The 13,605-nt window shown below is 70.3% G+C and carries 13 protein-coding genes; 9 read left to right on the forward strand and 4 right to left on the reverse strand.

Features of this window, described 5'->3' with window-relative positions; translation table 11 throughout:
* Positions 1–6 precede the first annotated feature (6 nt).
* Positions 7–816 carry a class I SAM-dependent methyltransferase gene (locus FBF36_RS03810; protein ID WP_009394704.1) on the forward strand — a complete coding sequence of 270 codons (810 nt, stop codon included), beginning with the start codon at positions 7–9 and terminating at the stop codon, positions 814–816.
* A gap of 298 nt (positions 817–1,114) precedes the next feature.
* On the opposite strand, the gene FBF36_RS03815 is transcribed toward FBF36_RS03810, so the two are convergent.
* Both FBF36_RS03815 and FBF36_RS03820 read right to left on the reverse strand, forming a co-directional pair.
* On the reverse strand, positions 1,115–1,492 hold the full coding sequence (locus tag FBF36_RS03815) for a type II toxin-antitoxin system death-on-curing family toxin (RefSeq protein ID WP_009394703.1): 378 nt from the start codon (positions 1,490–1,492) through the stop codon (positions 1,115–1,117).
* A 10-nt stretch (positions 1,493–1,502) separates the two neighbouring features.
* On the reverse strand, positions 1,503–1,706 hold the full coding sequence (locus FBF36_RS03820; RefSeq protein ID WP_009394702.1) for a hypothetical protein: 204 nt from the start codon (positions 1,704–1,706) through the stop codon (positions 1,503–1,505).
* A 791-nt stretch (positions 1,707–2,497) separates the two neighbouring features.
* Here FBF36_RS03820 and FBF36_RS03825 point away from each other — a divergent pair.
* Both FBF36_RS03825 and FBF36_RS03830 read left to right on the forward strand, forming a co-directional pair.
* Positions 2,498–4,030, forward strand: coding sequence for an alpha-amylase (locus FBF36_RS03825; RefSeq protein WP_138137184.1), 1,533 nt, complete (start codon positions 2,498–2,500; stop codon positions 4,028–4,030).
* A 110-nt stretch (positions 4,031–4,140) separates the two neighbouring features.
* A complete protein-coding gene (locus FBF36_RS03830; RefSeq protein WP_009394696.1) occupies positions 4,141–4,734 on the forward strand; it encodes a DJ-1 family glyoxalase III in 594 nt (197 codons plus the stop codon).
* Between the two features lie 163 nt (positions 4,735–4,897).
* On the opposite strand, the gene FBF36_RS03835 is transcribed toward FBF36_RS03830, so the two are convergent.
* Positions 4,898–5,380: a hypothetical protein gene (locus tag FBF36_RS03835; protein WP_009394694.1), complete on the reverse strand. Its 483-nt coding sequence runs from the start codon at positions 5,378–5,380 to the stop codon at positions 4,898–4,900.
* A gap of 80 nt (positions 5,381–5,460) precedes the next feature.
* Complete coding sequence (locus tag FBF36_RS03840; protein ID WP_138137186.1) at positions 5,461–7,569, reverse strand: PspC domain-containing protein; 2,109 nt, start codon at positions 7,567–7,569, stop codon at positions 5,461–5,463.
* Between the two features lie 125 nt (positions 7,570–7,694).
* On the opposite strand from FBF36_RS03840, the gene FBF36_RS03845 reads away from it, so the two are divergent.
* The 6 genes from FBF36_RS03845 (at position 7,695) to atpB (ending at position 13,595) form a co-directional block, all read left to right on the forward strand.
* Positions 7,695–9,062 (forward strand): ATP-binding protein, encoded by a 1,368-nt coding sequence (locus FBF36_RS03845; protein ID WP_034492049.1) that lies wholly within the window; start codon positions 7,695–7,697, stop codon positions 9,060–9,062.
* Positions 9,063–9,177: 115 nt separating this feature from the next.
* The gene (locus tag FBF36_RS03850) at positions 9,178–9,888 is read left to right on the forward strand and encodes a response regulator (protein ID WP_075376961.1); all 711 of its coding nucleotides are present in this window, start codon (positions 9,178–9,180) and stop codon (positions 9,886–9,888) included.
* 141 nt (positions 9,889–10,029) lie between these two features.
* Positions 10,030–10,800 carry an L-threonylcarbamoyladenylate synthase gene (locus FBF36_RS03855; RefSeq protein WP_009395850.1) on the forward strand — a complete coding sequence of 257 codons (771 nt, stop codon included), beginning with the start codon at positions 10,030–10,032 and terminating at the stop codon, positions 10,798–10,800.
* Positions 10,797–12,047, forward strand: coding sequence for an MraY family glycosyltransferase (locus FBF36_RS03860; RefSeq protein WP_009395851.1), 1,251 nt, complete (start codon positions 10,797–10,799; stop codon positions 12,045–12,047). Before FBF36_RS03855 ends, FBF36_RS03860 begins: the two co-directional genes overlap by 4 nt.
* Positions 12,044–12,505, forward strand: coding sequence for a hypothetical protein (locus tag FBF36_RS03865; protein WP_009395852.1), 462 nt, complete (start codon positions 12,044–12,046; stop codon positions 12,503–12,505). The genes FBF36_RS03860 and FBF36_RS03865 overlap by 4 nt, the downstream gene beginning before the upstream one ends.
* A gap of 100 nt (positions 12,506–12,605) precedes the next feature.
* Positions 12,606–13,595 carry a F0F1 ATP synthase subunit A gene (gene atpB, locus FBF36_RS03870; protein WP_009395853.1) on the forward strand — a complete coding sequence of 330 codons (990 nt, stop codon included), beginning with the start codon at positions 12,606–12,608 and terminating at the stop codon, positions 13,593–13,595.
* Positions 13,596–13,605 lie beyond the last annotated feature (10 nt).

A 13,605-nucleotide genomic window follows, 5' to 3' on the forward strand; every position in this document is an offset into this window, starting at 1 on the left:
GGCCGCATGAGCGCATACGAGGCGGCGGACCTGAGCAGTGTCAGCAAGACGATGCTGCTGACCCTCCACGCCCGGGCGGAGCACACGCTCTCCGAGCGGCCGCGCTTTACGGACCCCGCCGCCGTCGAGCTCGTCTCCCGGCTCGACTACGACTTCACCATGGCCAGCCAGGACCGGCTCATGGCCGACGGCGTCGTGCTGCGCACCCTCACGCTCGACCCGCTCGTGGCCGGGTACCTCGCCACCCACCCCGGCTGCACGGTGGTCAACATCGCCTGCGGGCTCGACACCCGCTTCCAGCGCCTCGACGACGGGCGCGTCACCTGGTACGACCTCGACCTCCCCGACGTCATCGCGCTGCGACGCCGGTTGCTCGAGGACGGCGAGCGTCACCGCACCATTGCCGCCTCCGCCCTCGACCCCGACTGGCCCGACCATCTGGGGGACATGAGCCGTGACGTGCTCGTCATCATCGAGGGGCTGAGCATGTACCTCGAGCAGGAGGAGGTGTGCACGCTCCTGGACATCATCGCCGCGCGCCTGCCCGGGGCGACCATCCTCATCGAGGTCATGCCCCGCCTGTTCCAGAAGTACGGCCGGGAACGCTCGGTGGAGGACGCGGGGGCGCGCTACACCTACGGCTGCTCCAGTGCCGCGGAGTTCCACCGGACGGTGGCCCCCGGTTACACGCTGCTCCACGACGTTCCCTTCACCCGCACCATCGCGCGCTATCACCCCCTGCTCGCGCCCCTGACGCGGCTGCCGCTGGTGGACAGGCTCGCCGAGTGGATCGTGGTGCTGCGAGCGCCGGCCTGAGTGCTGGGCGGGGCGCTGGGTAGGGACCTGGCCTGGCACTGGTCCGGTGCTGGCCTGGCACTGCTCGGGGCGGCCGATCTCGACGGGGACATCCTGCGCGTGGGGGTGCATTCTCTTCCGGCCAGGGACAGGCTGCGCGTAGGGGGACAGGAAGCCGGTCCCCGACGGCGTCGAATGCCCCCGGCCGGAAGGACACGCCTCCGGCCGCGTGGAATGTCCCCGGCCGCGAAGAAATGCCCCCGGCTGTCGCCGTGCGTCTCCAAGCCGAAGGATCGACGCCTTGCCTCACCAGACTGCGCTATATCGAACTGCGGCCGTGCCATTGAGACAATGCCTCAGTGATCTCCTTGAGTGAGAGCCTCCCAGCGGCGACATCCATCACCAGCCGGTAGGCGTCGTCGTCGGGGGCCTCGACCCAGTGGCCGTTGATGTCCAGGAAGACCAGCGTGGCCAACCACCCCAGGCGCTTGTTGCCATCCACCAGTGGATGATTGCGGACCAGGGAATCGAGCAGAGCTGCCGCCTTCTCGTCGATCGTGGCATAAGCGTCGTGCCCCCAGAGCATGGTCGCAGGTCGGTGCAGCGCCGAGTCGAGCAGGCCGAGATCCCGGACTGGTCCCACAGCCAGGTCCTCAATGAGAGACAGCGCGTCCTCGAGCGTCAGATACTCGACCATCTCTGCCCGATCAGCGGCCGAGGCGTTCCAGGACCTCGGCGTACCGGTTGCGGATACGGGCGGAGGCGTCCGCGACTCGCTGCTCATGTCCGCGGCGCGCGGCCACCTCGTGGATCGCCCGGATCGTCGCCTCCTGGCGGCTGACCCCGTCCTCCTCCGCAAGGAGCGCGAGCAGCCGCTCATCCTCTTTGCTCAAGCGCAATGTCATCGCCATACGTCCACAGTAGCACGTGGTATCAGGCTGGTATCAGGTGGATGCGTTCTCAGGATCGACCGGATCCCACCGCGCACCTGCGGGACCATCCTGACCAACCCCAGTCCCAGACACAAAACACCCTTCCCGCGAGCGGTGCATCATCCACCACCAGACCCCACCCTGCGTGTTGGAGACCAAGAGGCGTGGGACGAGTACCGACGACGCAGGTGTCCACAAGGGCGACTGTCTTTCCACGGAATCCCCGTGTTGTGGAGTCCGAGAAGGGCTGCCGGCGCCCGTTGGCATGATGGGTGATGCCTCCCATGGCATCTTCTCCCGGAACACTCATGTCCTTGCCGGGGAGGAAGGAGTCGGGAGGAGGTGAGGGCCGTGTCCAAGCCGACAGGACGACGCACAGAAGTCCGCAAGGGCAAGGTAACGGCCCGGAAGGTGAGCGAAGTACTCAACGCTGTCGCTCGCCTGATCCGGGCCGTCGGTGTCCTTGTGGATGCCCTCAGCAAGTGGATCGGCTAGGCCGTTCCCTTGCCAGGGGAGTCGCCCGGCTAGCACCCGGGTGGCTCTCCACCATTATGGGGCCGCCGTTCCGCACTGTCCACATCGTCTCTCCTTCTTCTGCCTGTGGGGACATGCTGCGCGTGGGGGTGCACTTTTTTCGGCCGGGGACATGTCGCGCGTAGGGGGACAGGAATCCGGTCCCCGACGGCGTCGAATGACCCCGTCTGGAGGGACACGCACCCGGCGGCGTGGAATGTCCCCGCTCGCGGGGGAGGGCTGGCAGCATCGGAGCCGTGACCGAGAACCACGCCCAGCCCAGCCCCGCCAACCCGGACGACGTCGTCAACCCCCTCCTGCTCCAGGCCTTCGCCTGGGACCTGCCCGCCGACTCCACCCACTGGCGCCTCCTGGCGGACAACGCCGCCCTCCTGGCCGACTGCGGGGTGAGCTCGGTGTGGCTGCCGCCTGCCTACAAGGGGCAGGCCGGAGTGGAGGACGTCGGCTACGGCGTCTACGACACCTACGACCTGGGCGAGTTCGACCAGAAGGGCACCGTCCCCACCAAGTACGGCACCAAGGAGGACTACCTCGCCGCCATCGAGGCCCTGCACACGGCCGGCATTAGCGTCGTGGCGGACATCGTCCTCAACCACCGCATGGGCGGAGACGGCACCGAGGTCGTGCGCGCCACCCCGGTGGGCCCCCACGACCGCACGCGCCCCATCGGCGAGACCGAGGAGATCACCGCCTGGACCCGCTACACCTTCCCGGGGCGCGCCGGCGCCTACTCGGACTTCACCTGGGACTGGACCTGTTTCCACGGCACCGACTGGGACGAGGCCCGCCACCAGCAGGGCGTGTGGCTCTTCGAGGGCAAGCAGTGGAACGAGAACGTCAACGATGAGCTCGGTAACTACGACTACCTCATGGGCTCCGACGTCCACGTCACCGACCCCGCCGTCAGCGCCGAGATGGATCGCTGGGGGCGCTGGTACGTGGAGACCACCGGCGTCGACGGCCTGCGCCTGGACGCTCTCAAGCACGTCGGCGCCGACTTCTTCGCCCGCTGGCTGCCCGAGCTGCGACGCGCCACCGGGCGCGCCCTGCCAGCCGTGGGCGAGTACTGGACCCGCGACGTCGCTGAGCTGGAGGGCTACCTGGAGGCCGTGCCCTTCATGAGCCTGTTCGACGTCCCCCTCCACTTCCACCTGCACGCCGCCTCCACCTCCAACGGCGACGTCGACCTGACCCGCCTCTTCGAGGGCACCCTCGTGGCCGCTGACCCGGCGCGCGCCGTCACCTTTGTGGAGAACCACGACACCCAGCCGGGCCAGTCGCTGGCCTCCACCATCGAGTCCTGGTTCAAGCCCTCGGCCTACGCCCTCATCCTGCTGCGCGAGGCCGGAACCCCCTGCGTCTTCTGGGGCGACCTGTTCGGCACCCCCGAGACCGGCGACCTGCCGGCCGTCACCGAGCTGCCGCTGCTCATGACCATGCGGCGCGCCCTGGCCCACGGCCCTCAGCACGACGCCCTCGACGACCCCGACGTCGTCGGCTTCGCGCGTGAGGGCGACGAGGCCCACCCCGGCTCCGGGCTCGCCGTCGTCCTGTCCGACCGCAGGGCCGCCACCAAGTGCCTCCACGTCGGGGCGCGGCACGCCGGTGAGCAGTGGATCTGCGTCCTGGGCGGTCACGAGCCGGTCACCGTCGCCGACGACGGCAGCGTGGAGCTGCCCGTGTCCGACGGCGGCCTGAGCGTCTACGCGCCGCAGACCGCCCGGCCGATCCTGGACAGCGCCGAGCAGCACCTCCTGCGCCAGCGCTGAGGATCGCCCGAAGGGTCGGGGAGGAGCGGTGTCCTTCACGCCTGGCGTCACGGGCGCGTAGGGTGATGGCGTCAGCCGCACTGACCTGAGCCGACCTTCCTGGAGGAGACATGCCCGCTTTCCACGCGCCCACCGACCAGAGGACTGACAAGACCGTCGCCGTCTTCATCGCGCCCGGGCTGGAGGAGGTCGAAGCGCTGGCGACCGTGGACATCCTCTTCCGCGCCGGCATCCCCACGACGATGATCTCGGTGACCCCTGAGCGGGCCGTCGTCTCCTCCCACAACATCGTCGTCACCTGCGACCTCACCCTGGCCGAGGCGAACCTGGACGACTACGACATGCTCGTCCTGCCCGGTGGCATCCCCGGCACCCCCAACCTCAAGGCCGTCGAGCCGCTCATGGCCGCGGTCACCGAGCGGGTACGCGCCGGCCGGCCGGTGGCCGCGATCTGCGCCGCCCCCTCGATCCTGGCCGAGCTGGGCCTGCTCGAGGGTCGCCAGGCGACGTCGAACCCCGGCTTCGTGGGCGTGCTCGCCGAGCGCGGCGCGCAGGTCAGCCAGGCCGCCGTCGTCACAGACGGCCCCGTCATCACCTCACGCGGCATGGGCACCGCCATCGACTTCGGCCTGGAGATCGTGCGCCACTACCTGGGCGAGGAGGCCGTCGACGACGTCAAGGCCAAGATCGTCTACCAGGGCTGATATCCACTCTTGCCGTTGTCTGATCCCGGTGGGTTTTCCAGTGCGATCAAGGCTCGCGAGGACGCACGTTGGGGTTCGCGGCCGCACCTTGGAGGCGCAGTCGGCGAGCTCTCACGTGCGTCCTCGCGGCTCGATGGGGCGGTTACGGGGTGAATCGGGCGGATCAGGCTTTGCTGCTGCGGCGCTTCTTGGGAATGAGGGCGGCGACGACGAGCAGGCCCCCCAGGCCCGCCAGGCAGGCGATGGCCGTCGTCGTGAAATCGAAGCGCAGCCCCAGGCCCGCCGCGATGAGCAGCCCGCCCACCAGGAGCAGGAAGGCCCCCCACAGGAGCGTGGAGCCCTTGATGTCCTGGGGCGCCTGCGGGCGGTCCTGCTCAGTGACCGTCCCGGCGCTCCACACCGGGCTCGACGTCGACGACGCGGGCGCCGAGTCCGCGGACGCCTTGTCCGCACCCGCCTCGTCGGACGTGGGCAGCGGCATGGTCACCGGCTGAGTCTCGGGCTGAGCCATGGGCTGGGTCAGCGGTGGGGTCAACGGTTGGGTGTCGCCGGTGGCCGGGAAGGGCCTGGTGGCGTCCTCGCCGGTCGCCTCGGTGCTGTTGCTGCCGGCATCGTCGGGCGACGTCGTGGATGAGGTGCTGCTCATGGGGGTCTCCTTGGGTGGGGCCGGGACGTGCCCGGGGAAGAGTTCTGGTGGCTGAGGCCGGCGCGTAGACGCGGGCGCGATCAGCCGGCTGTCGGGGTGGCCGTGGCGGACTGATTGGTGGGCGCCGGGGACGGCGTCGGAGTGGCCGGTCCGGAGGGAGTCGGGCTTGCACCGGGCTGTGCGGCGCCCTGCCCGGACAAGGTCTTCTGCACGCAGGAGTCGTAGGAGGTGCGCTCCGCGGAGGTCAGGTCGGACAGGTCGCTCCATCTGACATCCTCGCTGCGGCTGCCCTCGTCCACGCTCTCGTGGGCCGTGCGGATGCAGGCCTCGGCCTCCTCGGCTGTGATGGCCTGGTGGTTCATGCCCGGAACCGGCAGATCGTCGCCGTGGGCATCGCCCTTCTCGTCGTACCAGGAGCTGACGATCCACACGGGCTCCTCGACGTTGCCGTACCAGGAGACGGTGTTGCTGCGCTCCTCGATGTTGATCGTCCCGGTGTCCACCGAGGCGTTGATCGTGATCTCCGGCCGCCCGTCATCGCTGCTGGGGGAGGCCAGGGTGCGCTTGGTGTTCAGACCGCCGCTGGAGCTGGCGTAGGTGGTGATGCTCTTGCCGGTCACGTCGTGGCGACGCGGGCCCTCGTCGTCCTGATCCATCTGCCGGCCGTTGACGGTCCAGGCCCGGTCGACCTGTGAGTCGACCGCCCCCATGTCGACGTCGGCCTTGACCGTCACCCGCTGGTTGCCGTCGGTCTTGATACGCAGGGTCCCGACGTCGAGGTGGGTGGTGATGGTGGAGAGCTTGCCGGCCTCCTCGGCGGGCATACCCCGCAGGTCCAGGGTGAGGTCACCGATGCTCTTGCTGCGGGTGACGCTGCCGCCGCTGGCCGACGCCGTCAGCTCCTTCCAGGTCACCGTGGTCGAGGCGGCGGTGGTCGAGTCCTTGAGGGTCCCGAAGGGCATACGGGCCAGGCTCGTGGGGACGATAGACGCTGTGGCCAGAGCGGGGATGGCGACGACGAACAGGACCGGCCAGCCCAGCACCGTCATCCAGCCGCCGTGCCGACGACGCAGGCCACTGGCGACGATGCCCGCTCCCAGGAGGGCGACCAGGGTGCCGATGAGGATGAACTGGCCCTGAAGCAGGCCGACGCGATGGGTCGCCGTGGCGTACCAGATGCCCGCCGCGGTCAGGAGTCCCAGGCCCAGGACCGCCAGCGACAGCGAGGAACCGGGGCCGGGGCGGCGCGGGCGCGCTGGGCGGACCGCCATGGGTGCCGGCTGGTACGGCGGGTACTGCCGGTAGGAGCGGCTCTGCCAGCTCGGGCCGCCGGCCGGCTGGCTGAAGGCCGGGCCGCCGGAGCCGGGCGCCGAGGAGTGCCAGGCCGATGCCGGGCCCGCCGCTGAGGCGAAGTTCCCGGCCTGACCCGCCGGACCGGCCTGGCCGCCGGGGCGGTTGCCCGGCGCCTGCGCGGTGCCGGGTGCGGAGGCCGGCCAGGGCCGGGGTCCCTGAGGACCTCGAGCGGCCATCCGGTTCGCGCGCCGGTTCTGGGCTCGGCGGATGAGGAAGACAATGGCCAGGACGATCAGCCCCAGCCAGAACAGGGGCCACAGGGCGGCGGCGATTCCCGCGGTACCCGCCTGGTGGACGTACCAGTTGGGGATGAAGCCGCTGCCGAATGTCGACATCCCGATGATCGTCGTACCGATGGCGCCCGCCAGGCCCGCGTTGAAACGGCCGGAGAGGGCCTCCTCCAGGTGGATGCGTCCATCGGACTCCTCGGGCAGGAGGGCCCAGGCCAGCCCGTAGAGGACCAGCCCGACACCGGCGAAGAGCGAGAGCACCACCCACACGCAACGCACCAGGGTGGGGTCCAGGCCGAAGCGGTACGCCACGCCACCGGCCACGCCCGCGATCCAGCGCTCGTTGGTGCGCATGAGGCCGGAGCCGCGCAGGGAGTCGAAGAAGCGGTGGGTGGATCCACCTTGAGGCCCGGGTTGGGGACCGCCGTACTGCTGGAAGGAGGGGGTGGGGCCCGGCTGCGGCCCGTACTGCGGGCCCTGCTGGGAATCGCGCTTGGCGCCGTCGGCGCCGTCGGCGCCGTGGGAGCCGGCAGGGTTGGAGGAAGTGGAGGAATCGGAGCCGGTGGGAGAGTCACCGTCAGACGGGGAAGCAGGCATGTCGTTCATGTCAACGATTCTTCGCGCCTGCGCCCCGCGGCACGATCAGGGGAACCCCTGAATGATCCCGGATTGTCCCCCGAATCCCCCGGGGGACAATCGGATCGGCGACCCTGACGTGCCACGATGGTGCCATGACGACAGCTCAGCAGTGGGGTGCGCAGCCCGGGCCGACCGCTGGTGGGCCGTCATACTCCTGGTGCCCCCCGCGCCAGCTGCGGCGACGTCCCCCTCTGCGCCGTATGCCCCACCACCTGGGGCCGGCTCCGGCCGACCTGTCTGCGGAGACCGCCTCCATGCGCCGGCCCGCCCGCATCGCCGGCGTCTGCGCAGGACTGGGGCTTCATCTGGGCATCCCCGTGCGATACGTCCGTGCCGCCATGGTCGTCCTCGCCCTCGGCGGCGGTGCGGGAGCCCTGCTCTACGCCCTGCTGTGGGCGACCCTCCCCGGCGAGAACGGCCCGGCGGGCGAGGATTCCGCCTCGGCGGTCTCCCGTGCCCGCCTGGCGGCCCGCCTCAGGGGCGGGAGAGGCGCCGCAGACCGCAGGGCCGACGGCGGAGCCGGCCTGGGTCTGTCGCAGACGGTCATCGACGGCGGTGCACTCCTCCTGGCGGCCCTGTTCCTGGCCTCCTGGCGCTTCGGGCTGCTGGACCGGATCGGGGCGGTGGGAATCATCGTCGTCGTCATCGCCGGGGCGGCCGTGGCCTGGTCGCAGATGGACACCCTCGTCGGCCCGGACCGCAACCTGGGTGCTGTCCTGCGAGTCGCGGGCGGGGTGTGCCTGGCCGTCGTCGGCATCCTGGTGTGGGTGGCCGCGGACAGCACCCCCTACAAGCTCATCTCCGGGCTCATCACCGGAGGGGCGCTCGTGGCGGGCATCGGCGTGGTCCTGGCGCCCCTGTGGCTGCGGACCAACCGGGCCCTGGCCGACACCCGCGCCGCCGAGATCCGCGAGGCCGAGCGCGCCGACATCGCCGCCCACCTGCACGACTCCGTCCTCCAGACCCTCACCCTCATCCGCAAGCGCGCCGACGAGCCCGAGACGGTGGCCCGCCTGGCCCGCTCCCAGGAGCGCGAGCTGCGCGCCTGGCTCTACACCGACCGCCCCGCGCCGGGCACCTCCGTGGCCGACGCCTTCACCGACCTGGCCGGTGAGATCGAGGACCGCTACGGCGTGGCCGTCGACGCCGTGTGCGTCGGCGACAGGGCCCCCGACCGTGACACCGAGGTCATCGTCGCCGCCGCCCGCGAGGCCCTGTCCAACGCGGTGCGCCACGGCTCCCCACCGGTCTCCCTCTACGTCGAGGCCGGCGAGAAGGGCCTGGAGGTGTTCGTGCGCGATCACGGCCCCGGCTTCGACCTCGACTCCATCGCCGAGGACCGCCACGGCGTGCGCGAGTCCATCATCGCCCGCATGGAGCGCCACGGCGGCAGCGCCCGGGTGCGCCGCATGTCCACCGGCACCGAGGTGGCGCTGACTCTCCCCGTGCGAGCCCACTGAGCCCGTCTATCGTTGAGTCCGTCCCACTCGATCCCACTCGATCCCACTCGGAGCCACTCGGAGCCACTCGGCCCGTGTTCCTTCATCACCCCCACGTCACCTCCAGGAAGACCCCATGGCTGACACGCCCGCCACCACCACAGACAACCAGCCGTCCGGAGAGGCGAGCGCGCCCCTGCGGGTCCTGGTCGTCGACGACCACGCCCTGGTCCGCTCCGGGGTGCGCTCCGAGCTGACCACCCATGCTCCAGACCTCGATGTCATCGCCGAGGCCGATGACGTCGAGGGCGCCATCGCCGCCGTCCACGCCCTGCGGCCCGATGTCGTCCTGCTCGACGTCCACCTGCCCGGCGGCAACGGCGGGGGAGGGGCCGAGGTCGTCGCCTCCTGCCATGACGTCCACGAGACGCGCTTCCTGGCGCTGAGCGTCTCGGACGCCAGCGACGACGTCGTCGGCGTCATCCGGGCCGGCGCCCGCGGCTACGTCACCAAGGCGATCTCCACCGAGGACCTGGCCCAGGCCGTGCGGCGCGTGGCCGCCGGGGACGCCGCCTTCTCCCCGCGCCTGGCCGGCTTCGTCCTGGACGCCTTCGGTGCCGGGGCCGGCGAGGTGGCCGTGGCCGACACCGAGCTCGACCGCCTCTCGACGCGCGAGCGGGAGGTCATGCGACTCATCGCCCGCGGCTACACCTACAAGGAGTGCGCCTCCGAGCTGTTCATCTCGGTCAAGACCGTCGAGACCCACGTCTCCGCGGTCCTGCGCAAGCTCCAGCTGTCCAACCGCAACGAGCTCACCCGCTGGGCCGTGGCCCGCCGCATCGTGTAGGGATCGACGTCGTCCCGGACTCGTCCCGGGAACGAGCAGGGGAGTACGCGATTGAGGAGAGACCCCGTCAGGTGACGGTCCGGCATCGCGTCCGGGTCCACACCGCCGCACTGTCCCGTCGCCGGCCCGATCCGTGGCAGGATGCGGCACGTGAGCCAACCCCCGCAACCCTCCGCGAGCACCGCTCATCCCCACCCCGACCCTCTTCAACCGGCCTGCGAGCACCTGCGCGCAGGCGGGCTCGTCATTCTGCCCACGGACACCGTCTACGGCATCGGGTGCAACGCCGCCGACGCCGGGGCGGTTGAGCGGCTGCTGGCAGCCAAGGGGCGCGGACGCCAGATGCCGCCACCGGTCCTCGTGGCCGACCCCGCCGACCTGACGGGGATCGTCGCCCAGGTGCCCGAGGCCGCCCACACCCTCATGGAGGCCTTCTGGCCGGGCGCACTGACCCTCGTCCTCGACGCCGATGAGACCCTGACCTGGGACCTGGGGGAGACCGGCGGCACCCTCGCCGTGCGCATGCCCGCCCACGGGCTCGCCCTGAACCTCCTGCGACGCAGCGGCCCGCTGGCCGTCACCTCCGCCAACCCCACCGGCGCACCGCCCGCCACCGACGCCGCCTCCGCCCGGGCCGCCTTCCCCGGACGGGTCCGGGACATCGAGGAGCTCACGCCGGGTACTGGAGATGTCGGCGCGGTCGGGCGCGAGGACATCCTGCTGCTCGACGGCGGAGCCACCCCCGGCCCGGTTCCCTCCACCATCGTCACCCTCGCCGGGGCGCACGCCCGTGCCCCCCGGATCCTGCGCCAGGGGGTGCTGGCACGCGGTGACCTGGAACGAGTGGTCGGCGTCGCCCTGTCTGAACGGACGGCAGAGGCGGCGCACGACGGGACGGAGGCGGGTGCGTGAAGGTCTACCTCCTGGTCATGGCCATTGCCGCCGCGACCACCTACGTGGCCGTACCGATCATCCGGCACGTCGCCCTGGTGGGTAACGCGCTCACCCCCGTGCGGGCCCGCGACGTCCACTCCACGCCCATCCCCCGCCTGGGTGGCGTAGCCATGTTCTTCGGCCTGTTCTCCGCGATCTCCGTGGCCTCCACCATCCCCTATCTCTCCGACGTCATCGACTCCAGCGCCTGGGCGGTGGTCCTGGGGGCGGGACTGGTGTGCCTGCTCGGCGTCGTTGACGACCTGTGGGAGCTGGACTGGATGACCAAGCTCGCCGGCCAGATCCTGGCCGCCGGCGTTATGGCCTGGCAGGGCGTCCAGCTCCTCACCTTCCCCGTGGCGGGGCTGACGATCGGCTCCTCACGCCTGTCCCTCGTCTCCACCGTCATCGTCGTGGTGGCCGCCATCAACGCCGTCAACTTCGTCGACGGGCTCGATGGGCTGGCGGCCGGCATCATCGGGATCGGCTCGACCGCCTTCTTCCTGTACACCTACGTCCTCACCCGCGCCACGAGCCCTGGCTCCTACAGCTCCCTGGCCGCCACCATCGTGGCCGCGCTCATCGGCGTGTGCGTGGGCTTCCTGCCCCACAACTTCAACCCGGCCACCATCTTCATGGGCGACTCCGGGGCGATGCAGCTGGGGCTGGTCTCGGCGGCCTCCACCATCATCGTCACCGGGCAGATCGACCCGGGCAGCTTCGACGGCTCGCGCGCCCTGCCCGCCTTCATGCCGATCCTCCTGCCGCTGGCGGTGCTCCTGCTGCCCCTGACCGACATGATCATGGCGATCGTGCGCCGGGCCAGGAAGGGACTGAGTCCCACTCACCCCGACCGCATGCACATGCACCATCGGCTCCTGGCCGCCGGGCACTCCCACCGCCGCGCGGTGCTGGTCATGTACCTGTGGGCGGCGGTCGCCTCCTTCCCCGTGGCCGCCATGGCCTTCTTCCCCCTGCCCTGGGTGCTGGCGGGGCTGGCCATCGCGGTGCTGTTCGCCTTCGTCGTCACCGTCGACCTGATGCCCGGGGTGCGCCACGGACTGCGCTCGGCGCTGCGCCGTCGCCAGGACCGTCAGGAGCAGCGGATCGTCATCTCCCGCAACGTCTCGGGAACCGGTGAGGTGACGCGCCCGGCCGAGGGGCAGGCGCCGCAGGGGATCGCCCTGTCGGCGTCGCCCGGACCCTCTGAAAGGACACGCCGGTGAGTGAGACGACCCCCACGAACGCCCGCGCACTGCGTGAGGCCGCAGCCCGGCTGCGTCGGATTCTCATCGTGGCCGCCGTGGTCCTGGTGGTCGGCGAGGCCCTGTGGTGCCTCATCGGCGGTTCTCACGGCGCCGTGGTCCGTCCGTTGGGAACGCTGATGTGCGCAGCGGGCTCGACGATGGTGCTGCTGGCAGCGACCTGGTGGTTCCTGCACCGTATGGTCCGCTCCGGCATGAGGGGCCTCGCGGCCTGGATAGCCGGTGGATACCTTGCGAAGGTGGCGGTCCTGGCCACGGCCCTCGTCGGTGGACGGTCCCTGGGACTCGACATCAGAGTGATTGGGGTCTCAGTCATCGCTGTGATCCTGGTGGGCATGTTCGCCGAGGCGACCGTCTTGTCACAGGCTCGAATCCTTGTGGTGGAGCCGAACAAGGATGATTCGGCGGACCGTCCCTGACCGGCGGGCAGGGGTGGGCGCAAGGCGTTGTGACTGTAGTGGGTCACGATGGGGCGTCTGGTTTGCTTCGTGAGACCCTGCTGAGGCGCTAGCATGGCCCGTGATCAGCAGGCCTGTCGGGCAGGCCTTGAAGCGTGAGAGACATCGGGAGGATCTCCTGTCCACCAACACCGTCACCGAGAACGGCACGGCAGCCGACGACGTCGCCGTGCCGCGGACGGCTGACGCCAAGCCATTCGTCAAGCCGCTGTGGTACTGGGTGCTCCTGATCGTCCTGGTTGCGGTGATCGCGAAGACCGCGGTGCCCGCCTTCACCGTCGCGGAGGGCCACGAACTTCAGAAGCCCGGTGCTGAGGACTTCTTCCCCGGCGCGATCTTCGGTGAGGGGACTCTCCTGGAGTTCAACCGGCTCACCCTCGTCCGCGTTGTCATGGCGGTTGCCCTGTGCCTGACGGCGGGAGCGGTCGCCGGCCGGATCAAGATCGTCCCCGGGCGCGGCCAGGCCCTGCTGGAGATCATCGCCGACTTCGTGCGCAGCAATGTGGCCTTCGCGCTTCTGGGCAACAAGAACGGCCGCCGCTTCGCCCCGCTGCTGGGAACCCTCTTCCTGGGCGTGCTCGCCATGAACCTCGCCGGCGTCATCCCCGGCCTCAACATCGCCGCTTCCTCGGTGGTGGCCGTCCCCATGGTGTTCGCCGCCCTGACCTACGTCACCTTCATCGGCGCCGGCATCAGGGAGCAGGGGGTCGGGCACTTCCTCGCCTCCCAGCTCTTCCCGCCAGGCCTGCCCAAGGTGATGTACCTGCTCATCACCCCCATCGAGTTCCTCTCGAACTTCATTGTGCGGCCGGTGACGCTCACGCTGCGTCTGCTGTGCAACATGGTCTCGGGGCACATGCTGCTCGGCATGACCTTCTTCGGCACCACCAGCCTGCTCGTGCACCTTCAGGCATCCTCGACGATCAGCCTCCTGACCGGCGCGGCCATGATCGTGATGACCCTGTTCGAGATTTTCGTTGCGGTCCTGCAGGCCTACATCTTCACCATCCTCAGTGCCGTCTACATCAAGCTCTCCATCGAGGCCCACTAGACGCCACGGT

The organism is Actinomyces sp. oral taxon 171 str. F0337, from assembly GCF_005696555.1.
Taxonomy (GTDB): Bacteria; Actinomycetota; Actinomycetes; order Actinomycetales; family Actinomycetaceae; genus Actinomyces; species Actinomyces oris_E.